At 66.7% G+C, this 26,260-nt stretch carries 22 protein-coding genes and 1 pseudogene; 14 read left to right on the top strand and 9 right to left on the bottom strand.

What is annotated here, in order from left to right; genetic code table 11:
- Nucleotides 1-233: 233 nt before the first annotated feature.
- The 8 genes and pseudogenes from E4V01_RS23280 to E4V01_RS23255 form a co-directional block, all read right to left on the bottom strand.
- Nucleotides 234-956 carry a TMEM175 family protein gene (locus E4V01_RS23280; protein ID WP_135300008.1) on the bottom strand — a complete coding sequence of 241 codons (723 nt, stop codon included), beginning with the start codon at nucleotides 954-956 and terminating at the stop codon, nucleotides 234-236.
- A 190-nt stretch (nucleotides 957-1,146) separates the two neighbouring features.
- Entirely contained in the window at nucleotides 1,147-2,793 is a 1,647-nt protein-coding gene (gene groL / locus E4V01_RS23275; RefSeq protein ID WP_135300007.1) for a chaperonin GroEL, read from the bottom strand.
- Between the two features lie 52 nt (nucleotides 2,794-2,845).
- On the bottom strand, nucleotides 2,846-3,136 hold the full coding sequence (locus tag E4V01_RS23270) for a co-chaperone GroES (protein WP_060768194.1): 291 nt from the start codon (nucleotides 3,134-3,136) through the stop codon (nucleotides 2,846-2,848).
- A 195-nt stretch (nucleotides 3,137-3,331) separates the two neighbouring features.
- Nucleotides 3,332-3,838, bottom strand: coding sequence for a PRC-barrel domain-containing protein (locus E4V01_RS23265; protein WP_245517672.1), 507 nt, complete (start codon nucleotides 3,836-3,838; stop codon nucleotides 3,332-3,334).
- 209 nt (nucleotides 3,839-4,047) lie between these two features.
- Nucleotides 4,048-4,252, bottom strand: a pseudogene (locus tag E4V01_RS26380) (IS256 family transposase); the annotation flags it as partial.
- Between the two features lie 1,311 nt (nucleotides 4,253-5,563).
- A complete protein-coding gene (locus tag E4V01_RS26375; RefSeq protein ID WP_245517671.1) occupies nucleotides 5,564-7,357 on the bottom strand; it encodes a bifunctional diguanylate cyclase/phosphodiesterase in 1,794 nt (597 codons plus the stop codon).
- 93 nt (nucleotides 7,358-7,450) lie between these two features.
- Nucleotides 7,451-9,907 (bottom strand): PAS domain S-box protein, encoded by a 2,457-nt coding sequence (locus E4V01_RS26370; protein WP_245517670.1) that lies wholly within the window; start codon nucleotides 9,905-9,907, stop codon nucleotides 7,451-7,453.
- Between the two features lie 208 nt (nucleotides 9,908-10,115).
- Entirely contained in the window at nucleotides 10,116-10,619 is a 504-nt protein-coding gene (locus E4V01_RS23255; RefSeq protein WP_135300006.1) for a MucR family transcriptional regulator, read from the bottom strand.
- A gap of 731 nt (nucleotides 10,620-11,350) precedes the next feature.
- Here E4V01_RS23255 and E4V01_RS23250 point away from each other — a divergent pair.
- Both E4V01_RS23250 and E4V01_RS23245 read left to right on the top strand, forming a co-directional pair.
- Nucleotides 11,351-12,304, top strand: coding sequence for a helix-turn-helix domain-containing protein (locus E4V01_RS23250; RefSeq protein ID WP_135300005.1), 954 nt, complete (start codon nucleotides 11,351-11,353; stop codon nucleotides 12,302-12,304).
- A 182-nt stretch (nucleotides 12,305-12,486) separates the two neighbouring features.
- Nucleotides 12,487-13,398 carry an LLM class oxidoreductase gene (locus E4V01_RS23245; protein ID WP_210234768.1) on the top strand — a complete coding sequence of 304 codons (912 nt, stop codon included), beginning with the start codon at nucleotides 12,487-12,489 and terminating at the stop codon, nucleotides 13,396-13,398.
- Nucleotides 13,399-13,620: 222 nt separating this feature from the next.
- Here E4V01_RS23245 and E4V01_RS23240 read toward each other — a convergent pair whose 3' ends face one another.
- The gene (locus E4V01_RS23240) at nucleotides 13,621-14,370 is read right to left on the bottom strand and encodes a helix-turn-helix domain-containing protein (protein ID WP_135300003.1); all 750 of its coding nucleotides are present in this window, start codon (nucleotides 14,368-14,370) and stop codon (nucleotides 13,621-13,623) included.
- A gap of 261 nt (nucleotides 14,371-14,631) precedes the next feature.
- On the opposite strand from E4V01_RS23240, the gene E4V01_RS23235 reads away from it, so the two are divergent.
- The 12 genes from E4V01_RS23235 to E4V01_RS23180 all read left to right on the top strand — a co-directional run.
- Nucleotides 14,632-15,144, top strand: a complete 513-nt coding sequence (locus E4V01_RS23235; protein WP_135300002.1) for a redoxin domain-containing protein — start codon at nucleotides 14,632-14,634, stop codon at nucleotides 15,142-15,144.
- Nucleotides 15,110-15,640: a thioredoxin domain-containing protein gene (locus E4V01_RS23230; protein WP_135300001.1), complete on the top strand. Its 531-nt coding sequence runs from the start codon at nucleotides 15,110-15,112 to the stop codon at nucleotides 15,638-15,640. The genes E4V01_RS23235 and E4V01_RS23230 overlap by 35 nt, the downstream gene beginning before the upstream one ends.
- Nucleotides 15,641-15,740: 100 nt before the next feature.
- Nucleotides 15,741-17,648: a molecular chaperone DnaK gene (gene dnaK / locus E4V01_RS23225; protein WP_135300000.1), complete on the top strand. Its 1,908-nt coding sequence runs from the start codon at nucleotides 15,741-15,743 to the stop codon at nucleotides 17,646-17,648.
- A gap of 85 nt (nucleotides 17,649-17,733) precedes the next feature.
- The gene (gene clpB, locus E4V01_RS23220) at nucleotides 17,734-20,322 is read left to right on the top strand and encodes an ATP-dependent chaperone ClpB (protein ID WP_135299999.1); all 2,589 of its coding nucleotides are present in this window, start codon (nucleotides 17,734-17,736) and stop codon (nucleotides 20,320-20,322) included.
- Between the two features lie 29 nt (nucleotides 20,323-20,351).
- A complete protein-coding gene (locus E4V01_RS23215) occupies nucleotides 20,352-20,936 on the top strand; it encodes a nucleotide exchange factor GrpE (protein ID WP_245517669.1) in 585 nt (194 codons plus the stop codon).
- A gap of 55 nt (nucleotides 20,937-20,991) precedes the next feature.
- Nucleotides 20,992-21,867, top strand: a complete 876-nt coding sequence (locus tag E4V01_RS23210; RefSeq protein WP_135299998.1) for a DnaJ C-terminal domain-containing protein — start codon at nucleotides 20,992-20,994, stop codon at nucleotides 21,865-21,867.
- Between the two features lie 12 nt (nucleotides 21,868-21,879).
- Nucleotides 21,880-22,203: a chaperone modulator CbpM gene (locus tag E4V01_RS23205; RefSeq protein WP_135299997.1), complete on the top strand. Its 324-nt coding sequence runs from the start codon at nucleotides 21,880-21,882 to the stop codon at nucleotides 22,201-22,203.
- Nucleotides 22,204-22,353: 150 nt separating this feature from the next.
- Complete coding sequence (locus E4V01_RS23200; protein ID WP_193763288.1) at nucleotides 22,354-22,902, top strand: Hsp20/alpha crystallin family protein; 549 nt, start codon at nucleotides 22,354-22,356, stop codon at nucleotides 22,900-22,902.
- A gap of 337 nt (nucleotides 22,903-23,239) precedes the next feature.
- Nucleotides 23,240-23,539: a putative quinol monooxygenase gene (locus tag E4V01_RS23195; RefSeq protein WP_135299995.1), complete on the top strand. Its 300-nt coding sequence runs from the start codon at nucleotides 23,240-23,242 to the stop codon at nucleotides 23,537-23,539.
- Nucleotides 23,540-23,602: 63 nt separating this feature from the next.
- Nucleotides 23,603-24,802 carry an alcohol dehydrogenase catalytic domain-containing protein gene (locus E4V01_RS23190; RefSeq protein ID WP_060768208.1) on the top strand — a complete coding sequence of 400 codons (1,200 nt, stop codon included), beginning with the start codon at nucleotides 23,603-23,605 and terminating at the stop codon, nucleotides 24,800-24,802.
- A 187-nt stretch (nucleotides 24,803-24,989) separates the two neighbouring features.
- Complete coding sequence (locus E4V01_RS23185) at nucleotides 24,990-25,985, top strand: zinc-dependent alcohol dehydrogenase family protein (protein ID WP_135299994.1); 996 nt, start codon at nucleotides 24,990-24,992, stop codon at nucleotides 25,983-25,985.
- Between the two features lie 122 nt (nucleotides 25,986-26,107).
- Nucleotides 26,108-26,260: transposase (locus E4V01_RS23180; protein ID WP_135300020.1), on the top strand; the 153-nt coding region annotated here is incomplete at its 3' end.

Below are 26,260 nucleotides of genomic sequence, written 5' to 3'. Positions count from 1 at the left end.
GCCGCTTCGAGGGCATTCAAGGTGTCAATCCGTGTCGGGCCCGGCATCTATTCGGGAACTGTAGGCAATCCTCTCACGGTAGGCTCAGAGGACCTGCAACGGACCGTCGCGCAGTCCGAGCCCATCGTTGGCACCTCGGCTGGCACCTCGGAGGAGCCGCTCCCGTACCCGGGAGGAATGGCCGCGCGACCTCAGGCCGACTGTGCTCCTGGGCCACCTGTGCGGCTGCGGGGTTAGCGCCGTCGACCGCCCGAAGCCCGAGTTGCGACCCAGGCCTCTCGCTGCCTCGTCGTCCAGCGCACCATCGTGGGGCCCGGCAGGGCGTAGTAGATCAGCAACAGGATATAGATGCTGATGCTGAGATAGGGGGTTACGAAGGCCAGAACGAAGGCGAGGCCGTACAGGAGCGGCACGAGCCGCCAATGCCAAGTCAGCGCGTAGAGACGATTCGCGTCTACGTTTGCTTTCACCAGTTTAGCGCGCTGGGCATGCTGCCACATGAAGCTGAACATCGTCCCCGCCAGACAGAGCGCGGCGCTGTAGAGCAGCGCTGCGACGCGAAGGTCGTTCGTGTCGGTACGCGCGTATTCCGCCATGAGCGCGGTCGTGAACGGAAGAATGGCGACGCAGAGCAGCAAGATCAGGTTCGTGAACAGCAGCACATGGTCGCTATGGCGGAGATAATGGAACATGGTGTGATGGTTGGCCCACACCACGCCGATCTGCAGGAAGCTGAGGACGTAGGCGGCATAGACGGGCCACTGCCGCAGCAACAACGCCGCCAGTTCCTCTCCGTGCCGCTCGGCTTCCCGCGGCACGCGGATGTCCAGGACTAGGAGCGTGATGATGATCGCGAAAACCCCATCGCTGAACGCTTCGATCCGTGCTGGCGAAGGCGCCTCGTCGATCAGCGTGAACGGAGCATCACTGGGAATCTCGGACCGTTGCTGCAGCATGACCTGTCCATAATCTGTAGCGGCGTTTTGGGAATTGCACCGCTTCCGGATCCGCCGGACTCGGCCGTCACTCGGTCCGTCCGAGCCCCGATACTCATAGCGCTTCGCGAAATCTGTGTTTTACTCTCACTGCTGGACCCATGATCCGCGAGCATCGGCAATCACGTCGGAAACGGCGTGTCACGGCGGCTCAGAAATCCATGCCCCCCAATCCACCACCCATGCCTCCACCCGGCATGGGCGGCGGTGGGTCCTTCTTGGGCGTTTCGGCGATCATCGCCTCCGTGGTGACGAGCAGGCCGGCGACCGAGGCCGCGTCCTGCAGGGCGGTGCGCACCACCTTCACGGGATCGACGATCCCGGCCTCGATCATGTCAACGTAACGCTCGGTCTGAGCGTCGAAGCCGAATGTCGGCGAGTTACTTTCCATGACCTTTCCGACCACGAGGGATCCTTCGACGCCAGCGTTGTCGGCGATCTGACGAATTGGAGCCTCGAGGGCCTTGAGGACGATCTTGATGCCGGATTGCACCTCGCTGTTCTCGCTCGTCAGGCCGCGGGCCGCCTCCTTTGCCCGGAGCAGCGCGACGCCGCCACCGGGGACGATGCCTTCCTCGACCGCCGCGCGGGTGGCGTGCAGCGCGTCCTCGACCCGATCCTTCTTCTCCTTGACCTCGATCTCGGTCAAACCGCCGACGCGGATCACCGCGACGCCGCCCGCGAGCTTGGCCAGACGCTCCTGGAGCTTCTCGCGGTCGTAGTCCGAGGTCGTCTCCTCGATCTGCGCCTTGATCTGGCTGATCCGGCCCTCGATGTCGGCCTTCTCGCCGGCGCCGTCGATGATCGTGGTGGTCTCCTTCTCGATCCGCACCCGCTTGGCGCGGCCGAGCATCGGGAGCGTCACGTTCTCGAGCTTGATGCCGAGATCCTCGGAGATGGTCTGGCCCTTGGTCAGGATCGCGATGTCCTCGAGCATCGCCTTGCGGCGGTCACCGAAGCCCGGCGCCTTCACGGCCGCGACCTTCAGGCCGCCGCGCAGCTTGTTCACCACCAGCGTGGCGAGCGCCTCGCCCTCGATGTCCTCGGCGATGATCAGGAGCGGCTTGCCGGTCTGGACCACGGCCTCGAGCACCGGCAGCATGGCCTGGAGCGAGGACAGCTTCTTCTCGTGGATGAGGATGTAGGGATCCTCGAGCTCGGCGACCATCTTCTCCGGGTTCGTGACGAAGTAGGGCGAAATATAGCCGCGGTCGAACTGCATGCCCTCGACGACATAGAGCTCGGTCTCGGCGGTGCGGGCCTCCTCGACGGTGATGACGCCCTCGTTGCCGACCCTCTGCATGGCGTCGGCGAGCATACGGCCGATCTCCGGATCGCCGTTGGCCGAGACCGTGCCGATCTGAGCGATCTCATCGTTCCTGGTGATCTTGCGGGCGTTCTTCTCCAATTCCCTGATAACCGCCGTCGTCGCGAGGTCGATGCCGCGCTTCAAATCCATCGGGTTCATGCCGGCGGCGACGTACTTGGCGCCCTCGCGGACGATGGCCTGGGCCAGAATGGTCGCGGTGGTGGTGCCGTCACCGGCGATGTCGTTGGTCTTCGAGGCCACTTCGCGCACCATCTGGGCGCCCATGTTCTCGAACCTGTCGGCGAGCTCGATCTCCTTGGCGACCGTCACACCGTCCTTGGTGATGCGCGGGGCGCCGAAGCTCTTTTCGATCACGACGTTGCGGCCCTTCGGGCCCAGCGTCACCTTCACCGCGTCGGCGAGGATGTCGACGCCGCGCAGCATCAGCGCGCGCGCTGTGACGGAGAACTTGACTTCCTTGGCAGCCATGATTCCGCTCCATAAGCCAGATTTTCAATCTTGGTTGTGCGGAAGGCGCGATCTAATCGACAATGACGCCGATGATGTCGGACTCCTTCATGACCAAGACATCCTCGCCATCGACGACCAGTTCAGTCCCGGACCATTTCCCGAAGATCACGCGGTCGCCGGCCTTGACGTCGAGGCCGACCATGTTCCCGTTGTCGTCACGTACACCCAGACCGACGGCGACGACTTCACCCTCCTGGGGCTTTTCCTTCGCCGTATCGGGAATGATGATGCCTCCCTTGGTCTTCTCCTCGGCACCGGTGCGCCTGACGACGACCCGATCGTGCAGCGGTCGGAGTTTCATCGTAAGCCTCCTCAATAGTCCGGTTCGGCTGTTTCTGCGTCGCGGTGACGTTCGGTCGAGCATTGCGCCGCGTGGCGCGAGGGCTCGGCGCGCCCGCACCGCGATCGAGCCGTCGTTCAGACTGTCGGCGCCGGCCTTGTTTGTGTTGAGGGCACCCGGCGGGACCGGTCGATCACGCGTCGCGCCAGGCTGCCGTCATGTGAGGTAATGAAACTCCGGCAATTTACTCAGCTCGTCCTTACTGGCACCGGGCAGCACGATCTTTCCTTTCTCGTCATCGAGTTGCAGCCGCTCGAACGGGGTTGCAATCAGGTGACCGCCGAGCCCGAGGAATCCTCCCACCTGTATGACGGCGAATAGAACCTTATCTTTTCCGATGATGATATCGTCGATGCTGCCGATTTTCTCATTCTTGTCATTGACGACAGCGCTACCGTGCAGTTTCGTCGTGCGCCAGCCTTTCGCCACTTCCTTCACGTCCACGCTGAGGAGGCGGACGACCTGAGAGAAGGCCGGCACGGCCACCCCGACCGTCGCGACACCGCCCGCGCACATGGCCGCCGCCACGAGCGTCGCGATGACGCGATGGCGCGCCCCGGCGGCATGACCCGAACGCTGAGGCCGAGACGCGTGGTGCAGACCGTTGTGCACCAGGGCATCCCGCCAAGTTGCGCCCGGTCGAACGTGGCGATAGAGGTTCATGAGACCACTCCCTGGAAACGATGTTGGACACGGCGCGCGACCGAAACCGGGGTCATGGCCGCCGACAGTCTCTGCAATCGAAGTTCTGCTTCCGCGATGGACCTCGCACACTGATCCGCGTCAGACGGATGAGCGATTGTTCGCGGCCCCTGCCGGCGGCCGGCTTGGACGAACTTCGGAGGTTGACGGTCCCGGCGACGAGCACCGAGGCGGACCCAGTCCTCAAATATGCTCATGCCGCAATCGCGCGCGACCGGCCCCGCCGGGATCGGACCGATGCCGATCTGGATCGCCCGCTCCGGCCCGTGGGCCGTGCCGCACGAGCCGGACGCATTCGTCCGACAATCGCAGATCCCGCTTCGCGGTTGGGAAGGCCTCGGCCTTTAGCGCGAAGGCCTGGGCAAGCACACGGCAGGTGCCGGCGCCGAATACTGTCCTTCCGGTGACCTGCACCGTAATTGCCTTGCGCGCCGAAGCCTCACGCCATAGTGGGCTCGGTGAGAATGTGATCGATCATCGCGGCGAGCTCCCTCTCGAAATCGCCTCTGACCATCGCCGCCGACCATCCCGGTGTCATCGGCCGCGCGGATCATATCATAGGACGGCTCTCTCAGAGCCAGAAGGATCGCACGTATGATCACTGTGCGGTCGTCGGGCAAAACTGCGACGTGCCATTCGAGCGATCCAGCCTTGTTTGCTGCCTCGTACAGATGCTTCAGGTCAGGGGTCATCAGTCGTCCCCTTATCACTCGCCAACGCGGTATCGGCCGAAGAGCGCCGGCGAGCACGGCCGAGAATATCGGCCCCTCGCGCAAGCCGATCCTGCGTCCCCATCCACCCATATCGCCGACAGACTTCCGCCTCGCATCGCCGGCCATTGCCGCTTTGGTCAACCGTTAAGAGGCAGACGAGTCCGCGCGGCATCACGGACAGGGCGCCCCGCGCGCGGGGGCCGGACTCAACCGCGATCTCGATCGTCCATCGCGGGAGCGGTGCCCCTGTACAATGCTTGGGCAGACACGGTCGCCGCTGAGACGATACGGCCGATGCCCTGCCCCGCATCCTGGGGGCGGGCATTGGCGACCTGCAATCTGAGGGTCTGCTCCTGGGCTTCAGCCATAGGAACTCCCGGTCGGGACGTTTGCCATCGCCACACCGTCAACCGCTGGTGCCTAAGTTGGTTCGAGTCGACGCTTTGAGAAATACTTGCCGCGCCGCGGGAACTGCCCCCCGCTTCTCGGTTCCGATGCGCTTGGCCACTTTACATGGCCGGCAAGATGCTCAACTGGAAGCGACCGATCGCCGAGCAGAGTTCGGCGTGACATTTCCCACGAGTGGGCGACCAAATGGAGCATCAGCGACTTCGTGTTCCAGAGTGACTTCGATCGCGTCTCCGATCTGGGCAAGATTGGGAGCGGGGTCGGAAAGAGCTTTGATAGCGTTGCGGCCCTCGTGAGCGCCCTTCAAAGCCTGCACGTGGCGAAGGTGCTGCCGCGCTAGGCGCACCGGCATCTCGGCGACAGGTTGGGGGCGATCCGCCGCTCGATGGAGCGGCCCGGTAAGCGCCCCACTCTGAAGCGGACATGTGGTGCAAGAGGTCGAACGTGGTGTAGGGCGCAAGGCGAGATAGGCATAGCGCCTAAAAGCGAACTCTTGGCCTTCATCCGAGACGACCGCAGCAGCTGAGTCACCCCGTCGGCAACAGCGGACAGCCGCGCAGGCGTCTCAGCAGTCTCTAGAACAGACAAGAAAATTGATTTCGGCAGAATGGCCAAGCCCTTGTGCCGAGCGTGCCGAGAGATGCTCACCAACGAACGCGTCGGGCTGCCACGTGTTCAGCAGCCACGGCACGCGCGCGCCCGCCATCGGCTCGGCATAGAGGTAGCCCTGCGCGTAGTCACACCCCATGGCCGCGAGGTGCTGCGCCTGCCCCACCGTTTCCACACCTTCCGCCGTGACCGTCATCCCGAGGTTCCGGCCGAGGCCGATCACGGCCGCCACGATCGCCGCGCTGTCCGCGTCCTGGTCCAGATCGCGCACGAAGCTCCGGTCCACCTTGATGTGATTGACCGGGAACTGCTTCAGGTGCGTGAGCGAGGCGAAGCCTGTCCCGAAATCGTCGAGCGCGATGCTGATGCCGCGGTCGTGCAGGCGTGCGAGGGTCGCGGGAAGGGTCTTCGCGCCGTGTCCGAGGAAGACCGTCTCGGTGATCTCGACCTCGAATTGTGGTGCGGGGATCCCGAAGCGGTTCAGGATATCGAGGATCAGGCCGGCCAGATCGGGCTTGCGGAACTCGGCCGACGCGAAGTTCACTGCGACGCGCCCGAAGGGGAGGTCCTGCTCGTTCCAGGACCGCATGTCGGCCGCCGCCGTTTCGAGAATGGTGTCGCCGATCGCGGTGGACAGCTCCGGATCCTCGAAGGCCGAACCGAAATAGCCCGGTGTCAGCAGACCCCTCTCGGGGTGGCGCCAGCGAGCCAGCGCCTCGAAGCCGACGATCCGGCCGGTCGTGATGCAGACCTTCGGCTGGTAGTACGGCACAATCTGCCCGGCCGCGAGGGCGGCGCGAACCTCGGCGGCGATCCGTAGCCGGCGCAGGGCGTCCACGCGCATCGAGGGCGAGAACGCGACGACACGGTCGCGGCCCCGCAGCTTGGCCTGGGTCAGCGCGAGGTCGGCGTCCTTGAGAAGCTCGCGCCAATCGGCGTGGTGATCCGGGTAGGCCGCCACGCCGACGCTGGCTTGGCAGGTCAGCGTATGGTCCCGGATCCGCAAGGGCTGCCGCAGGCGCTCGATCAGCGTTTCCGCGTGCTGAACGGCGTGGGACAAGAGCAGCGGCTCGACGAGAATGAGGGCGAACTCGTCGCCCGTCAGCCGCGCGAGCGTATCGCAGGGGCGCAGGCCGTCCCGCAGGCGATCGGCGACCGCGCAGATCACGGCATCGCCGACGTCGTGGCCGAGGGTGTCGTTCAGGGCCCTGAGACGATCGAGGTCGATCAGCAGCAGGCTCACGCAGGTCCCGTCCCGCTCCGCCTCCGAGAGGGCCGCCTCGATCCGCCCGCGGAACAATTGCCGGTTCGGCAGACCCGTGAGGGCGTCGAGGTTGGCGGTTTGCCACAGCTTCTCCTGCGCGAGCTTGCGTTCCGTGACGTCGAAGGTGATCCCCACGATCCGATCCGCATCGACCCGCTCGACCGACGAACACAGCCATTGGAGGCGGCCGGCAGGTGAGACGTACCGGAACTCGTGCTCCGCGCGCGCCTCGCCCGATCGGATGAAATCCGCCATGGGCGCCCGGTCGTCCGGGTGTACGAGATCGAGGAACTCCGATTGCCACGGGGCGGGCAGACCGAGGATCTGCGGGGCGTTCTCGGATCGGGTGCTGCGCCCCGTCGTGAGGTTGTGCTCCCACGCCACCATCCGACCGGCACGCAGGGCCAGACGCAGCCGCTCCTCGCTGGCGCGGAGCGCGGACAAGGCCTGCCGCTGCTCGGTCATATCGCGGACCGCACCGACCATCCGGATAGGCCGCCCTCCGGCATCGCGGACGACGAAGGCTTGGTCGATCACCTCCGTGTAGACCCCGTCGTCCCCGCGGTAGCGGTACGCGGCCTACCACCGATCATCCGTGCCTTCGACGGCGGCGGCAAAGCCGGTGAGCACGCGCGCACGATCCTCGGGATGGATCCGAGCCCCCCAACGCGACCGCGACGGCTTGCTCGCGTCATCCGTGTAGGTGAGCACTTCGCCGGTCGACTTGATCCAGGACACATCGTCCGACGCCACATCCCAGTCCCAGATGCCGTCCTGCGTGGCGCGCACGGCCAAGCGGTACCGCTCCTCCTGGACCCGGATGGTCTCGGCGGCCTCATGCCGCTCGTGGATGTCGGTGATCGTGCCGACCCATTCCCGGACCTGACCGGCCTCGTCCTTCAACGGGACGGTCCGGCCCAGGACCCAGCGATACCGGTCCTGCCCATGGCGGACCCGGTACGTGGCCATGCCGGCCTGCGCGGTGGCCCTGGTGGCATGCCATGTCGCGGTGACCGCCTCCTGATCGTCCGGATGCACGGCCTCCAGCCAGCCGAGCCCGAGAGAGGCGTCCGGGTCCTGTCCCGTGTAGGCCGCCCAGCCGCTGATCTCGACGAGGCCGCCGGCCGCGTCCGCGCGCCAGACCATGGCGCCCGTGGCCTCGATCAGCGCCTGATAGCGCCGCGCCGTCGTTTGCAGATCGGCCTCCAGCGCGACCTGGGCTGTGATGTCCCGGGACACGGCCAGAATGCGCGCCGGGCCGGATCGGTCGCCCGGAAGCGGGCTGAGGTTGACCGCCCACCATTTCGGCTGCCCCGAGGGCGTCGGGCAGAAGCCGCGGAAGCTGGCGCCGTCCCCGGCCCTCACGGTCGCGAGGGCGTTCCGAGCCGCTTCGCGATCCGCCCCGTGCCAGAAGTCGAGCCAGGATCGTCCGAGCAGCGGCTCGATGTCCGCGATCTCCATCACGGTCCTGTTGCCGGCGCTCATGAACAGGAGATGGCCCCCCGGATCGACGAGCGTCACGCAGTCGGTGCTGCTCGCGAGCAGTCCGCTGAAGAGGGCGCCGAGCAGCCCGGGCCCGGACCGGGCCGGGCGCGCGCGATCCGTCGTTGGACCCAGTGCCTGCCCCTGATCGGCGCTGGCAGGTCCGGCCGCCTCGGACCCGTACAGGTGATAGCCGCCGCGATGGGCGGCCTTGGCGCGGTAGAGCGCCTGGTCTGCGCGCGAGAACAGGCGGTCGGCGTCGAGTCCGTCGTCCGGCGCGCGGGCGATCCCGATGCTGAGGCCGATGCTCGCCGGATAGCCGTCGAGATCGACCGGCGCCGCGATCGCCGCCAGCAGGCGCTCGGCCAGCGCGACCGATTCCGCGACGTTGCCCTGCCCGGTCTGGATGATGACGAACTCGTCGCCTCCCAGGCGCGCCACCAGATCATCGGCGCGCAGGACCCCCTTCAGCCGCTGCGCCACCGCGCACAGCAGGCTGTCGCCGGCCTGATGCCCCAGGGTATCGTTGACCGGCTTGAACCGATCCAGATCGAGGCAGAACAGCGCGAAGCCGTCGCCGCCCCGCTGTGTCCGCGCGATCGCACACGCAAGCTGCTCGCGGAAGTGGAGCCGGTTCGGCAGGCCCGTGAGCGGATCGTGACGCGCCATATGAGCCATCTGCCGCTCGGCTTCCTTGCGCAGGGCGATGTCGCGGATGACGGCGACGTAGCCGTCCGGCGCCCCCAGCGCCGGGTCGTAGGTCCGGTTGAACGAGACCTCGACCCAGACCCACGAGCCGTCCTTGCGGCGGTACCGCTGCTGGCTGACCGCCTGTTCGATCTGTCCGCACCCCACCTGATGGAGCAGGTGGGCGAAGGCTGCGGCGTCGTGCGGATGGACGAAGTCGATCGGCTTCGTGCCGAGGAGTTCCTCCGGCTCGAAGCCGAGCAGTCGCTTCGCCGCCGGCGATACGTAGCGGCGCGTGCCGTCGCGGTCGCAGCGGACGATCACATCGGTGGCGTTGTCGGCCAGCAGCCGGTACAGGGCCGCGCTCTCGCGAGCCTGGCGCTCGGCCCGGCCCATGCGCAGCAGGGTGACGGCGATCTCCGCCAGATTCCGAAGCTGGCTCTGCTGCTCGACCGTGAAGGTGCGCGGCACCCGGTCGATGACGCACAGGGAGCCGAGATGGAGGCCCGGGGCGAGCACGAGCGGCGCGCCGGCGTAGAAGCGGATCTGCGGTTCGCCCGTGACCAGTGGATTCACGGCGAACCGCGCATCGCGTGTCGCGTCCTCGACCACCATCACCCCGTCGGACAGGATGGCGTAAGTGCAGAAGGATACGGCCCGCGGCGAGCCGCTCAAAGCCAGGCCACATTGACCCTTGAAGCGCTGCTCGGTCTCGCCGACGAGGCTGACGAGGGCGATCGGGACTCCGAACAGCGCCTGCGCCGTCCGGCAGAGGGCGTCGAACCGCGGCTCGGGGGGCGAGTCGAATACGTCGAGGTCGCGCAGAGCCTCGAGACGCCCGACCTCGTTGGGATGAACCGGATACATGTTGAATCCACTCAGGTCCGCTCGCCCCGATGTCCGGCCGCGCTGAGCCTGAAAAACACGCTGTCAGCGCACGGGTTGAGGAACGCGCGCGTTGGACTTCTTCAAACGGGAGCGACAGGGTCGCCGCTGCGCGGACCCGGCATGGGAATTCCGGCTTCTGGCCCGTCGAGCTTGCCCATCTCGCATGCGCGACGGCATGACGATGATGTTACCGGTCCGCCGATCTGCGCCGGCCGCGGCGGTTCGCGCGGTCCGGCTGTGGGTGCGACGCGCCGGCCGCCGCGCGGATCGCTTCCGCGTTGATCGGCTGGCCGAGGCCGATCGCCTTGGCGATCTGGGAGCGCTGCTCGGCGTAGCTTGGGGCGACCATCGGGTAGTCGGCCGGCAAGCCGTAGCGCTCCCGGTAACTGCGCGGGTTGAGCCCGTGGCGGGCCAGGTGTCGCTTCAGCGTCTTGTAGGCTTTGCCGTCGAGGAAGCTGATCAGCGCATCCGGCGTGACCGACTTGCGGATCTGCGCCGGTGTCGCCTTGTGGGCTTCGACCGGTGTGTCCGTGGTCGCTCCGTTTGCGAGATCGTTCAACGCCGCATGAACACCCGCAATGAGCTTCGGAAGTTCGGACATGGTCAAGGAATTATTGGCGACATAAGCTGAAACAATATCGCCGGCCAAATCCAACGCATTGGCGCAGCGCCGCGCATCGATGTGCGTCATAGGTCCAGTCCACCCAATCAGGTTGTCGGTAATAGCCAGGCTGCGAAGTGATGAAGAACTCTCGGCCGCGGATGCCGCGCATTACTGATTATCGAAATGTATAGCACTCGCCTTAATCTCAAAATTGCGATGTCTTGTCACATCAAAGTCTGTCCGATGAGGAAGCTATTCGTGCTCGACGTGGTGCCATTCGACCAGGTCCACTGCCGATATTGATTTGTTCGATCAGGAAAGTGCGGCTCGCCATCGCCCGGACGATGTGCCGAGAGTGATCGCTGATCGAATATCCGGGGCCAGAGATTTTCAAGATCGATATCGCTGGCCAAATATCGCGGTGGTCGAGACATAAGCGTAAGTATTATGAGTAAGAATAATCATCCTTGATAATCGGTGAGGGCGTCGCCAGTCGGAGGCGATCCCTGCCCTCATCCCGCGCCACCCCCAAGGCTGGGTTCTGTCGGGGGACGATGCCGTCCGCGCAACTCCGGCGCCGAACGCGCGCAGTAACGCGGCGTGGGCGTCGCTGAAGTCGACGCGCATCGCCATGCCGTGCCCCGGAAGTCGGGCCGGCCGCCTGCGTTGAAACCGTATCATGTCAGACGATCTGTTTAGGCCGGATCTGGTGCCGCCGGTTGCCTTCGACCCACCGAGGGCCAATAGATCATGCCCGTGCGGCTCCGAATCGGCCTGTTCGGCCTTCTTCGTCGGCTATTCGGACATGCGAGGTCCATGTGAAGACCGTATTCTCGACGGAGAACATCCACCCGCGGGACCGTTTCGATTTCTGGCACGATGCGGCCCGGAAGGATGTCGTTGATCACGAATCCATCCCGGGATGCCGCGATACGTTTCGGGCTCGGCTGCGCGCCGGTACGGTCGGCGCCATCGGACTTGTCTCGTTTCAGAACTCGGACATGTCGGTCACCCACACCCGCCGTCACATCGCGCACGGCAACGCCGACGAGCTGCTCATCTGTCGGCAATTCGGTGGGCGGATCGCCCTCGAGCAGGATGGCCGCCACGTCGTGCTGGGGGCGGGGGACATCACCCTGATCGACCCGGCCTTGCCCTACGAGGGACGGTTTTCCGAAGCTTCGGACATCCTTGTCCTGAAGGTTCCACGGCAGCTCATGGAAGCGCGCCTCGGGAAGACGCGGGAGATGACGGCCCGGGCGATCACGCCGAGCACGGCCGAGAACAGCCTGCTGTCGGCCAGCCTCGCGATGCTGCCGCATCACACGGGCGATTTGAGTTCGGCCGCCGAATCTCTTCTCGAACCGCACCTGCTCGACCTGATCACCCTGGCCGTCGGGCGGACGATGGCTCAGGACAGGGTGCGCACGTCGCGGTCCCGCTCCCTTGTCCGCGTGGAACTGCGGGCCGTGGTCGAAGCGCACTTGGCCGACCGGACCCTCGACGCCAGCTCGGTCGCCAGCGCGGCCGGGGTCAGCGTGCGATACGCCAATGCAGTGCTGGCGGATGAGAACACGTCGATCGTGCAGCTTATCCAAGCGCGGCGCCTCGCGCGTTGTCGGCAGGCCCTGGAAGATCCCAGGCAACGCGGCCGGACGGTCAGCGAGATCGCCTATGGCTGGGGCTTCTCGGACATGACCCATTTCGGCCGCCGGTTCAAAGCCGCCTACGGCGTATTGCCCAGCGCGTATCGCCGCCGCGTCGGGCAGTAATACCGAACGCCCGCTCCGCTCGGCGTTCGATCCGGTGCCTGGATCCGGCTGATATGCGTCAGGGCCCGGGACCCCGGAACGTGGTTGCTGACACCGACGCGGGGGCCGCCGAACGCCGGGATCGTCCGATGCTTCACGTTCAAGGCACAGCAGACCCGAGCGTCACGCCCGGATTCCGGCGCATGTTCGCCCCGGGCCGCCTGACGGTCGGCGTCTTCTTCCCCATAGAGGCCTTCCAGCGCGACCAGCCGACCATGCGCGATCAGGAGCGCCTGGCCGTCCGGGCAGAGGAACTCGGATACGCGGCGCTCTGGACCCGCGACGTGCCCCTGCGGGATCCGAACTTCGGAGACCTCGGGCAGATCTACGACCCGTGGGTCTGGCTCGGGTGGATCGCCGCGCAGACGCGTGCGATCGCCCTGGCGACGGGGTCGATCGTCCTGCCCCTGCGCCACCCGCTCCATACCGCCAAGGCCGCCGCCTCCGTGGACCGGTTGTCGGGGGGCCGTTTCGTCATGGGGGTGGCCTCGGGTGATCGGCCGATCGAATTCCCGGCCTTCGGCGTTCCCTCGGATGCGCGCGACGTCTTGTTCCGCGAGAGCCTCGTCGTCATCCGCCAGGTTCTCGAGGAGTCGTTCCCCACCCTGCGCTCGCGCTTCGGCGAGATGCTCGGCACCGTCGACCTCGTGCCGAAGCCGATCGGGCGGCTGCCGATCCTCGTCACCGGATCGAGCCGGCAGAGTCCGGAGTGGATCGCCGAACATGCGGACGGCTGGATCACCTACCCGCGCTCCCTCGAGCGCCAAGCCGACCTCGCGGCCCAGTGGAGGGCCACCACCGCAGCGGTGGCGCCAGATCGGTTCAAGCCCTTCGCCCAATCCCTCTACGTCGATCTGCACAGCGATCCGGACCACCCGCCGCAACCCATTCACCTCGGGTTCCGCAGCGGTCGCAAGGCCCTGCTCGGCTTCTTGGTCGCGCTCCGCGCGATCGGCGTCCACCACGTGATCCTGAATCTGAAGTACGGCGCCCGCAGTGCGGACGACGTGCTCGAAGAGATCGGCCTCGAAGTGTTACCGCAGTTGACAGCTTAGAGCCGTGCCCGATCGCGGTGCAACGCGATCCACAGCAGGGACGCCAGCTTCACCGAACGCGGCGCGAGCCCCCTCTCCCGCACGGGAAAGGGCTCTCGTAGGACCTGCCAGGCCGGTCCGCCGCACGATCGTCGTGTCCCGTACGCGATGCAATCGGGAGCGGATCTGAGTTTTTCAAGACGCCCGTTTTCGCAGAAGCAGTCTCCGCTTCGGCGCCGCGTGCTAGCTCGCATCGCGCATCAGGTTGCCGTTCAAGCGCTTGAGGGCGACCGGATCGAGGAGGGTGACGTAGCGTCCGCGCGTGGCGATCAGCCCGTCGAGGCGCAGCGTGGTGAACGCCCGGCTGACGGTCTCGCTCGAGAGGCCGATATAATCTCCGATGTCGGTGCGCGACATCGGCAATGCGATCGATCGACCGGCCGAAACCCTGTCCATGAGGTCGATCAGGAAATACGCGAGCTTCTGAGCGGCGCTGGCGCGGCCGAGCGCCGAGAGATCCTGGGCGCGTTCGATCATCCGCAGCAGCCATGACAAGAGTTCGTTCGCGACCTGCGCGTCCGATATCGCAAGCGTGTCCAGCCGAGAGCGGGAACAGCGCACGGCCCGCGTCTCGCTGACCGCCTCGGCCGAAGAGGCATGTAACGGGGTTCGCTCCAACCCGAAGAAATCCCCGGATAGATAGAAGCCGCGCACGACCCGATTTCCGTCGCGACCGATGTTGACTGTGCGGATTATCCCGGCAACCACCCAGTATACAGCATCTGCGACATCGCCTTCGGCATAGAGGGTCGCGCCGGGCGAGAAATGCTCGGCCCGTCCGAGGGGGATGGTGCGCGCCAGCGTGAGATCGCCAGTGGCCTGGGCCAGAGCGGGCGGCCATTGAACATGCGGGCCGGGAGCAGGCACGGCGTAACCATACTGCAGCATGATGCTCCCCGCTCGCGAGATCTCGAGATCTCCGAGATCGCGCATCGTTGCAGGTCTCACAATTCGGAGGGCACCTAGGGACTGTCCCGGATCCGTCGGTTCATCCTGCGACTCGGCGGCGACCTCACAATCGGCGGGCACCGCGCGGCGAGGCCGACGCGGAGATCGCGCGCCGGGGACCGGCGCGGATGCGCGGAGGAGCGGCCCGATATCCGCCACCGGAACTGATGCGCGTCAGTGCCGAGACGCCCCGCCGCGTCGTCATATGCGCCCTGGTTGCCCCGCAGGCTGGCCGGGAGATTCAGGATGGGACACGTCTTAGCACCGGGAGTCACGGCGCCCGATTTCACGCTCCACGTTACTCCGGACCAGACTCTCTCGCTCGGCGATCTGCGCGGACGGCCCGCCGTTCTGGCGTTCTATCCCGCGGATTGGAGCCCGGTCTGCGGAGATCAGATGGCGGTCTACAATCAGGTGCTGCCGATATTTCGGAGGCACGACGCCGAAGTCGTCGGAATCTCGGTCGATAGTGCCTGGTGCCATCAGGCCTTCGCCGAGACGCGCCATCTCCATTTCCCCCTGCTCGCGGACTTCGAGCCGAAGGGCGCCGTCGCCCGCCAATACGGCGCCTACCGCGACGCCGACGGCTTCTGCGAGCGCGCGCTGTTCGTGGTGGATCGCGAGGGACTCATCTTCTGGAGCTACCGCTCCCCGATCGCCGTCAATCCCGGTGCAGACGGCATCCTCGATGCGCTGGATCGACTCGAGACCAAGGAGAAAAGCGATGGCCGAACTCAGAGTGCCGGTGTCCGCGGCTGACCATGCCCGGGGTGCCGCCGCGGGGCGGGTGGTGCTCGTCGAGTACGGCGACTACGAATGTCCCTATTGCCGCGCCGCGCATGTCGAGGTCCTGCGGCTCGGCCGGCACTTCGGCGACGACCTCACCTACGTGTTCCGCCATTTCCCGCTCACCGAGATCCACCCGTTCGCGGAGCCGGCTGCGGAGACCGCCGAGTTCGCGGGGGCGCAGGGCCGGTTCTGGGACATGCACGATGCGATCTACGCGCATCAGGATCAGTTGAGCCTGCCCTTCCTCGTGGGCGCAGTCCGGGCGCTCGGCCTGTCGGTGCGCGATTTCGAGGTTGCCCTCGAGGCGAGGACCTATGCCCCGAAGGTCGCGCAAGACTTTCTGAGCGGCGTTCGGAGTGGCGTCAACGGAACGCCGACCTTCTTCATCAACGGCCATCGGCACGATGGTCCGTTCGACTACCAGCATCTGGCGGCTGCCATTCAATCGGTGCGGTCCAGGCCGTAGCGCGTGGTGTGGGCGGTCAGCCCCACGCAGGCCGCGACGCACATCGACCCGGCCGCGATCTCGATCGGTCTGCAAGGCGCGCACAGGAAGGAGTCTTTCCATGGCAAAGGCGATCGGCATTGATCTCGGCACGACGAACTCCTGCGTCGCCGTGATGGACGGCAGCAAGGCCAATGTCATTGAGAACGCCGAGGGCGGTCGCACGACCCCGTCGGTGGTGGCCTTCACGGAATCTGGCGAAGTTCTGGTCGGGCAGCCGGCCAAGCGGCAGATGATCACGAATCCGGAAAACACCGTTTTCGCCATCAAGCGGCTGATCGGGCGACGTTACGACGACCCGATCACCAAGAAAGATATCGGGATGGTGCCCTATAAGATCGTATCCGGGCAGAACGGTGACGCCTGGGTCGAGATCAAGGGCAAGACGTACAGCCCGAGCCAAATCTCCGCCTATATTCTGCAGCGCATGCGGGAGACCGCCGAGCTGAAGCTCGGTCAGTCCGTGACGCAGGCCGTCATCACGGTTCCGGCCTACTTCAACGACGCCCAGCGTCAGGCCACTAAGGATGCCGGCAAGATCGCCGGCCTTGAGGTGATGCGCATCATCAACGAGCCGACGGCCGCCGCGCTCGCCTACGGCCTCGACAAGAAGGGCAACGGCCGCGTCGCGGTCTACGACCTCGGCGGTGGCACCTTCGACGTGTCGATCCTGGAGATCGGCGACGGCGTCTTCGAGGTGAAATCCACCAACGGCGACACCTTCCTGGGCGGCGAGGACTTCGACAACCGCGTGGTCGAGTACCTGACGGCCGAGTTCAAGAAGGAGCAGGGCATCGACCTGACCAAGGACAAGCTCGCTCTCCAGCGTCTGAAGGATGCCGCCGAAAAGGCCAAGATCGAGCTGTCCTCGGCGACCCAGACCGAGGTCAACCTGCCCTTCATTACGGCCGATCAGGCCGGGCCGAAGCATCTGAATATCAAGCTCTCCCGCGCCAAGCTCGAAGCCCTGGTCGACGACCTGATCAAGCGCACGATCGGGCCGTGCGAGGCCGCGCTGAAGGATGCCGGGCTGCAACCGTCCGACATCGCGGAGGTCGTCCTCGTCGGCGGCCAGACGCGGATGCCGAAGGTGCAGGAGGTGGTCCAGACCCTGTTCGGGCGCGAGCCCCATCGGGGCGTCAACCCGGACGAGGTCGTCGCCATCGGTGCTGCGATCCAGGCCGGCGTGCTCCAGGGCGACGTCAAGGACGTGCTGCTTCTCGACGTGACCCCGCTGTCCCTCGGCCTCGAGACGCTCGGCGGCGTGATGACCAAGCTGATCGAGCGCAACACCACCATTCCGACGAAGCGCAGCCAGACCTTCTCGACGGCCGAGGACAACCAGAGCGCCGTCACGGTCCGGGTCTTCCAGGGCGAGCGCGAGATGGCGGCCGACAACAAGATGCTCGGCCAGTTCGACCTCGTCGGCATCCCGCCGGCGCCCCGCGGCACGCCGCAGATCGAGGTGACCTTCGACATCGACGCCAACGGCATCGTCAACGTGACGGCCAAGGACAAAGCCAGCGGCAAGGAACAGCAGATCCGCATCCAGGCCTCGGGCGGGCTGGATCAGAGCGAGATCCAGCGCATGGTGCGGGAAGCCGAGGCCCACGCGGAGGAGGACAGGCGGCGCCGGGAACTGGCCGACGCCCGCAACCAAGCCGATGCCGCGATCTACACCGCCGAGCGCAGCCAGCAGGAGGCGGGCGAGCGGGTTCCGAGCGACCTGAAGAGCGAGTTGCAACAAGCGATCACGGCTTTGCGCGAGGCGATTGGCGGCGAGGTCGTCGACCGCATCAAGCAGGCGACGGAGCGCCTGTCGCAGCTGGCGCAGCGGCTGGCCCAGGTCATGACCGCGCCGCCCGAAGGATCCGAGGCCGGTGTAGGCGGCGGCGGGAGCGGCCCGCAGAGCGAGGTCGTCGACGCGGAATTCGAGGAGCACGGCCGGAAGGACCAGGGCGCGCATTAGGGCCGGCCCAGCTCCGCGTCGCTGGTTCGGCGTACGCCGAGCCGGCATCCGCCGCGCCGTCAGCGTCCATCATCCGAGGTGAGCGATGCAGATCGACACGTACACCGATCATCTCAAGGGCGCGATCCAGGCCGCCCAGAGCCTGGCCCAGCGCAAGGGCCATCAGCGGCTCACGCCGCTCCACCTCCTCAAGGCGCTGCTCGACGACGCGGACGGCCTGGCGAAGGCGTTGATCCGGTCCGCGGGCGGCCGCCCCGAGGTGCTCGCGTCGGATCTGGACCGCGATTTGGCCAAGCTTCCGAGCGTCGAGGGCTCCGGTGCCGGCCAGATCTTCATGGCACCCGAAACCGCACGCCTGTTCGAGCAGGCCGAGGAGCGGGCGCGGGCGGCCGGGGACAGCTTCGTCACGGTCGAATACCTGCTGCTCGCCCTGGCCGAGACCCCGGACGGTCCGGGCGCGCTCCTCCGGGAGGCGGGCGTGACGCCGGAATCGCTCAAGGGCGCTATCGCCGAACTGCGGAAGGGGCGCCGGGCCGACAGCGCGTCGGCCGAGGAAGGCTACGAGGCCCTGCGGAAATACACGCGCGATTTCACCGAGGATGCCCGCCAGGGCAAGCTCGATCCGGTGATCGGACGCGACGGGGAGATCCGGCGCACCGTCGAGGTTCTCTCGCGCCGGACGAAGAACAATCCCGTGCTGATCGGCGAGCCGGGCGTCGGCAAGACCGCGATCGTCGAAGGGCTCGCCCAGCGCATGGTCAACGGCGACGTGCCCGACACACTGAAGGATCGCCGTCTCCTGTCCCTCGATCTCGGTTCGCTCTTGGCCGGCGCGAAGTACCGGGGCGAGTTTGAGGAACGGTTGAAGGCCGTTCTTCAGGAAGTCTCGGCTTCGGGCGACGTCATCCTGTTCATCGACGAATTGCACACCCTCGTCGGCGCCGGAAAGGCCGAGGGGGCGATGGATGCCTCCAACATGCTGAAGCCGGCCCTGGCCCGGGGCGAATTGCACTGCATCGGTGCCACCACCCTGGATGAGTATCGCAAGAACATCGAGAAGGATGCCGCGCTCGCCCGCCGCTTCCAGCCCGTGTTCGTGGGCGAGCCCTCCGTCGAGGAGACGATCTCGATCCTGCGCGGTCTGAAGGAGAAGTACGAGCTCCATCACGGTGTGCGGATCACCGACAGCGCGATCGTCGCGGCCGCCACGCTGTCCCACCGCTACATCGCGGACCGGTTCCTGCCCGATAAGGCGATCGACCTCGTCGACGAGGCCGCGAGCCGGCTCCGGATCGCCGCGGAGTCGAAGCCCCGGGAACTCGACGAGATCGACCGCCGCGTGATCCAGCTCAAGATCGAGCGGGAGGCCCTTAAGAAGGAGACGGATCCGGGCGCACGGGAGCGCCTGACCAAGGTCGAGGATGAACTCGGCACCTTGGAGACGAAGCAGGCCGAGCTGACCGCTCAATGGCAGGCCGAGAAGGCGAAGCTCGGCGAGATGAAGCAGCTGAAGGAGCGCGCCGAGCAGGCCAAGATCGAACTCGAGCAGGTGGAGCGGCGGGGCGACCTGACCCGCGCGGGCGAACTGCTCTACGCCGTGATCCCGCAATTGGAGCAACGGCTCGCGGACGCGATGCAGGCGAGCCAAGGCCGGTTGATCAAGCAGGAAGTCACGGCCGAGGACATCGCCTCCGTCGTCGCGCGCTGGACGGGCATTCCGGTCACGCGGATGCTCGAAGGCGAGCGCGACAAGCTGATGGCGATGGACGACAAGCTGAGCCAGCGCGTGGTCGGCCAGGAACCGGCGGTCGTGGCCGTGTCCGACGCGGTCCGGCGGGCCCGTGCGGGCCTGCAGGACCCGAACCGGCCGATCGGCTCCTTCCTGTTCCTCGGGCCGACCGGCGTCGGCAAGACCGAGTTGTGCAAGGCGGTGGCCGAATTCCTGTTCGACGACGACCGGGCGATGCTGCGGGTCGACATGTCCGAATTCATGGAGAAGCACGCGGTCTCACGGCTCGTCGGCGCGCCGCCCGGCTATGTCGGCTACGAGGAGGGCGGCGTCCTGACGGAGGCGGTCCGGCGGCGCCCCTATCAGGTGATCCTGTTCGACGAGGTCGAGAAGGCGCACCCGGACGTGTTCAATATCCTGCTGCAGGTGCTCGATGACGGCCGGCTGACGGACGGGCAGGGCCACACGGTCGACTTCCGCAACACGATCATCGTCTTGACGTCGAACCTCGGCGCCGAGTTCCTGGCCGCCCTGATGGAGGGCCAGCCGGCCGAGGCGGCACGCGAGCAGGTCATGGAGGTCGTGCGCCGCGCGTTCCGGCCGGAATTCCTGAACCGGCTCGACGAGATCATCCTGTTCAACCGCCTGGGCCGCAGCGACATGCGCCGGATCGTCGACATCCAGCTCGAAGGCCTCGAACGGCGGCTGGCCGAACGGAAGATCGTCCTGCAGGTCGAGGCGGCGGCCAAGGACTGGCTCGCGAATGCCGGTTACGATCCGGTCTACGGTGCGCGACCCCTGAAGCGCGTGATCCAGCGCCATCTGCAGAACCCGCTGGCCAGGATGCTCCTGACGGGTGCGATCAGGGACGGCGAGCCGGTCCCGGTCTCGGTCCTCAACGGCCAGCTCTCGGTCAAGGGCGCGAGCCTGGCTCAGGCGGCCTGACATCCCCCCGTGCCGACAGGAGGCCTGATATGGCCGAGACGCCCATGGATGCAGCGAGCGCTCCGCCCGCCCCCGCTGGCCAGTCCCCGCCGCCGGAGGCCGGCGCGGCCCCTCAGCCGGGCGCGGACGCGACCACGGCCCTGCAGGCCGAGAACGCCGCCCTTCAGGACCGCGTCCTACGGGCCCTGGCCGAGGCCGACAACACACGGCGTCGGGCAACGCGCGACCTGGCGGATGAGCGGCGCTTCGCCGTGACGGGCCTCGCCCGCGCGCTTCTGCCGGTTCTGGACAACCTGCGCCGGGCCATCGTCGCGTCAGACCAGCCGGAGTCGCAGGGCGCGTCGCTCATCGACGGGGTTCGCGCCACGGAGCGCCTGCTGATGGCGGCCCTTGAGGGCGTCGGCGTGCAACGGGTCGATGCCCGTGGTGCTCCGTTCGACCCGTTGCGGCATGAGGCCATGATGGAGGTCGATGATCCGGCGACCGCGCCCGGGACCGTCCACGACGTCATGGAGGATGGCTACGTCCTCCACGATCGGCTCCTGCGCCCCGCCCGGGTCACTGTGACCCGTCGCGCCATGGCCCGGGACGATCACGACAAGGCCAATCCCTAAGACGGCGTCCGCAACGGGTGCGGGCCTCGCCACCGAGGGCGGCAGGGAGGAAGCGTTGAGCGACGATCCCTATGCGATTCTGGGCGTGGAGCGCGATGCCTCCCCGGAGCAGATCCAGAAAGCCTACCGCAAGCTCGCGCGCAAACTGCATCCGGACCTGAACCCGGGCAATACGGAGGCGGAAGAGCAGTTCAAGAACGTGTCACGGGCCTATGACCTGTTGAGCGATCCGGAGAAGCGCGCGCGGTTCAATCGCGGCGAGGTCGACATCTCCGGCGTCGAGCGGCCCCGACATCGCTACTATCGTGACGTCTCGGAGCCATCCGCGGGTCATGCCTATGAGAGCGACGCAGGCTTTGCGGATTTCGATACCGACGACCTCCTCTCGGAGATCTTTGGACGCCGGAATCGGGCGGATGTCCGGCGGCGGGGCGCCGATACCCGCTACCATCTCGACCTCGATTTCCTCGATGCGGTCAACGGCACCACCCGCGCGGTGACCCTGCCGGACGGCGCGACGCTCGATGTCCGCATCCCGGCCGGGACAAGCGAGGGACAGACCCTGCGCCTGCGCGGCAAGGGCGAACCGGGGCGGAACGGCGCGCCGCCGGGCGATGCGTTGATCGCGATCGGCGTCCGCCCGCACCCGGTCTTCCGGCGCCAGGGCGACGACATCCATTTCGAACAGGGCGTTCCGCTGCACGCGGCGGTGCTCGGCGGCCGGATCGCCGTATCGGCCCCCTTCGGGCCCGTGACCCTGACGATTCCGAAATGGAGCACATCCGGCACGGTGCTTCGCCTCAAGGGCAAGGGCGTCCCGCGGTCGGACAGGACCGCGGGGGATGCCTACGTCAAGCTGCTGATCAAGCTCCCGGACAAGCCCGATCCGGAGCTCGAACGCGCGATCGCCGCGTGGCATCGGGCAGAGTGAAGAGGGGACGATATGGACGCGCGCGAATTCCAGGCTCGGTCGGACCTGAACCCCGGCACGCTCGAGATCTGGCTCGAAAGCGGCTGGCTTCGACCCACGCTCCGGGAGGGCGTCTGGCACTATTTCGAGATCGATGTGGCCAGGGCCCAACTGATCGGAGATCTCCAGCACGATCTCGGGATCAACGACGACGGCATCCCGGTCGTGCTCGACCTCATCGATCAGGTCGGCGGCTTGCGGCATGTGCTGCAGGCGATTGTGCGGGCCTTGGGGGCGCAGCCCGACCTCGTCCGCCGGGAGATTGTCGAGGCCTGCGCGGCGCAGGGCCGAGCCTGACGCCGAACTGACCGGCGTCAGGGCCGCTTCGCGGCTGACCGGCTAATCCAACCCCAGCCGGACCAATTCTGCCAGTCCACAGGGAGAATCGATATCATGTCTCGCGGACCAGGAGCCTTCCAGAGGTCGAGCCGTTCGACGCGCCACGGCATGCCGGGCCCGTTGTTCACGCCGCTTCTCGCCCTCTACCACGACATGAACCGCCTTCTCGAGGACGCGCCAGGGGCGGGTGCCGGAACCGCGGGTGCCTCCAGCCCGCTGGGTGCCGCAATCCTCGTCCCGGACATCGACATCACCGAAACGGCGCACGCGGTGCGCATCACCGCCGAGGTGCCCGGCGCGCGCGAGGCGGATGTCGAGGTGACGATCGACGAGGACACCCTGGTCATTCGCGCCGTCAAGGAGATCGAGCGCCAGGAAGACCGGCAGAGCACCCATGTGAGCGAGCGCATGTTCGGCACGTTCCAGCGCGCCCTTGCGCTGCCGTTCCGGGTCGATCCTGAACGGGTCGAGGCTCGGGTCGAGAACGGGGTGCTGACGATCACGTTGCCGAAGACCGAGGCGCAGCAGCGGGCGCGCCGCGTGCAGGTTCGGGGCTCCGACACCGGCCAGGCCTCCGGATCCGAAGGCGTCTCCCGTCAGAACGGCACCGAAGGCGACCAGCAGGACAAGGCTCCCGAACAGACCACGCCGCATTGAAGAGGCCGGATCACGGCCGGTCCTTCCCCCACGCGCCGGACGATACGGACGCATCGGGTGGGTGGAGGCTCCCCGCACGGGCCGGTTCGGCAATCGGCCGGGGCCGCAGGCGTGGACCATGCGCCGGTCCAGAACTGGTGGATGAACGGCTTTAGAGCGCCATCGCGAGCCTGTTCGTGGTGAGCGCCACCGTCCCGACCGCACCCCTCGTCGATCGCGCCCGCGGCCGGAGCGCGACCGCCGTCGGCGACTGAAGGGGCGCCGGACCCCGTCCAATGCGGGCCCGGCGCGGCGGTCACGTCTGCGTTGTCTGAGACTCTCCGGAAGGAACAGGCCGATGGCCAAATTTGCACTTCTCGTCATCCTGAACGCCAAGCCCGGACAGGAAGCGGCGGTCGAGACGTTTCTGCGGGACAGTCTGCCCGTCGTGCAGGACGAGCCCGGAACCGTCGCGTGGTTCGGCCTGCGTCTGGGCCCGTCGACCTTCGGGATCTTCGACGCGTTTCCCGACGAAGCCGCACGGCAAGCCCACCTCTCCGGCCGTGTGGCGTCGGCCCTGATGGAGAGGGCCTCCGATCTGTTCGCCACAGCCCCGCAGATCGAGAAGCTCGACGTGCTGGCGGCGAAGCTGCCCTGAGACGCCGCCGCGGGCCGATCGGAGACGATTGACCCGTCCTGAAATGAGGAAGGAACATCCGTCATGGCATCCAGCAATCGGGTCATCACGTATATGGGGCCGAGAAAGGTCGAGCTTCAAACCTTCGATTTTCCGAAGCTCGTCGATCCCAAGGGTAACGCGACGCCGCACGGGGCGATCCTCAAGATCGTCACCACCAACATCTGCGGCAGCGACCAGCATATCTACCGCGGCCGGTTCCCCGCCCCCTCCGGCATGGTGCTCGGCCACGAGATGACGGGCGAGGTGATCGAGACCGGGCCCGATGTGCATTTCATCAGGAAAGGCGACCTCTGCTCGGTCCCGTTCAACGTCTCATGCGGGCGGTGCCGCAACTGCAAGGAGCGCCATACCGACACCTGCATGAACGTCAACGATGCGGTCGATTGCGGCGCCTACGGATTCAATCTCGGCGGCTGGCAGGGCGGACAATCCGACTATCTCATGGTTCCCTACGCCGACTGGAACCTGCTTCGCTTCCCCGACAAGGATCAGGCGCTGGCGAAGATCAAGGATTTGACCTTGCTCTCCGACATTCTGCCCACGGGCTTTCACGGCTGCATCCAGGCAGGCGTCAAATACGGTTCGACAGTCTACATCGCGGGTGCAGGACCCGTCGGCAGGTGTGCCGCCGCCTCTGCCCAGCTGCTGGGCGCCTCGTGCATCATCGTCGGCGACATCAACAGCGAGCGTCTCGCCCTCGTGAAGAGCGCCGGGTATGAGACCGTCGATCTGTCCTCCGAAACGCCGCTCGCCGACCAGATCGAGGCGATCCTCGGCGCACGGGAGGTGGATTGCGGCGTCGACGCCGTCGGCTTCGAGGCGCACGGGAACGGGCCCGGCGCCGGAGAGGATCCGGCTGCCGTCCTCAACGCGATGGTCGAGGTCGTTCGCGCCAACGGCGCCGTCGGAGCGCCCGGAATCTACACGCCGGGGGATCCCCAGGCCATCGACGACGACGCCAAAGCCGGGCGGTATCGGATCGACTTCGGCAAGGCCTGGATCAAGTCGCCGCATATCTCGGCCGGCCAAGCCCCCATCATGCACTACAACCGCGATCTGATGATGGCGATCCTCTGGGATCGCATGCCCTATCTCGGCAAGGTCGTGAACGTCGAGGTCATCCCGCTCGAACGGGCGACTGAAGCGTACCGGATCTTCGATCAGGGGGCGCCCAAGAAGTTCGTCATCGATCCGCACAACACGACGAAACTGGCGGCCTGAGACATCGGAGGGCGCCGCGCCCGTGCCGCGCCGAGCCCGTGTTGAGCCGAGTCCCTGCCGCGCGCGTCAGCGCCCATCGGCAGGGACCGGAGGGAGCCCGTAGGATCGGCTTCGCCCGGCCTCTGCGCCGGGCGATTGCTGCGCCCCTCACGCGCGCCGAGGCGCGAGCATTGAAGGAGACGTCGCCATGGCGCGCGTGGTCAGGTTTCATCGGACCGGCGGGCCGGACGTGATGCAGTTCGATGATCTCCCGGTCGGCGCTCCGCAGCGCGGAGAGATGCGCGTCCGCATCGAGGCGATCGGTCTCAATCGCGCCGAGGCGATGTTCCGGTCTGGCACCTACCTCGAAGAGCCGCGCCTGCCCGCGCGCCTCGGCTACGAAGCCTCCGCGATCATCGAGGCCTTGGGAGACGGCGTCGACGGGTTTGCGCCGGGCGATTCCGTCAGCGTCATCCCGGCCTTCTCCATGAACGATTACGGCGTTTATGCCGACACGGCCATCGTTCCGGCCTACGCTGTCCTCCAACGCCCGACCGGCGTCTCAACGATTGAGTCGGCGGCGGTGTGGATGGCCTACCTCACGGCGTGGGGGGCCCTCATCGACATCGGTCGTCTCGGGCGCGGCGACGCGGTCATCATTTCGGCGGCGTCCTCAAGTGTCGGACTCGCGGCGATCCAGATCGCGAACAGCGTCGGCGCGGTCCCGATCGCGACGACCCGGACGCGTGCCAAGGCTGCGGCGTTGGTTGAGGCGGGCGCCGCGCATGTTGTCGTCACGTCCGAGCAGGAGATCGGCGCCGCGGTCAACGATGCGACGGGCGGCAAGGGCGCGCGCCTCGTGTTCGACCCGGTCGGTGGCCCTCAGGCCGAGGCGCTCGCCCAGGCGATGAGCCACCGCGGCGTCATGCTGATCTACGGTGCCCTCGCGACCGCACCCACACCATTTCCGATCATCGCCGCGCTGCAGAAGGCTCTCACGCTGCGTGGCTACACCCTGTTCGAGTTCGTTCGGGACCCGGAGCGGCTGGCCCGCGCCGCGGCCTTTATTGAGGACGGGCTCGCCGACGGGGGGCTCGAGCCAATCATTGCGAAAACTTTCTCGCTCGACGCGATCGTTCAGGCACATGTCTACTTGGAGTCGAACGAGCAGTTCGGGAAGATCGTCGTCACAGTCCCCCACTGACACCGCCGTGCTCGACCGGCGCGATCTAGCACGGCTGACGCGCGCCACAACGTCGTCTTGCGAAAGACGGTCCCGGCCTAGATCGTGTTATGAACTGATGGGCAGGATTGGCGTTGTGGATGATGCCTTCCGATCGCCGCGCCTATCCGTCCGACGTGTCCGATGAGGAATGGGCGCTGGTGGCGCCCTACCTCGCGCTGCTGCGAGAGGACTCGGCTCAGCGCGACCACGAGCTGCGCGAGGTGTTCAACGGTCTGCGCTACATCGTGAAGACG

This window comes from Methylorubrum sp. Q1 (assembly GCF_004683995.1).
Taxonomy (GTDB): domain Bacteria; phylum Pseudomonadota; class Alphaproteobacteria; order Rhizobiales; family Beijerinckiaceae; genus Methylobacterium.
This window is presented reverse-complemented; position numbering and strand designations above follow the sequence as displayed.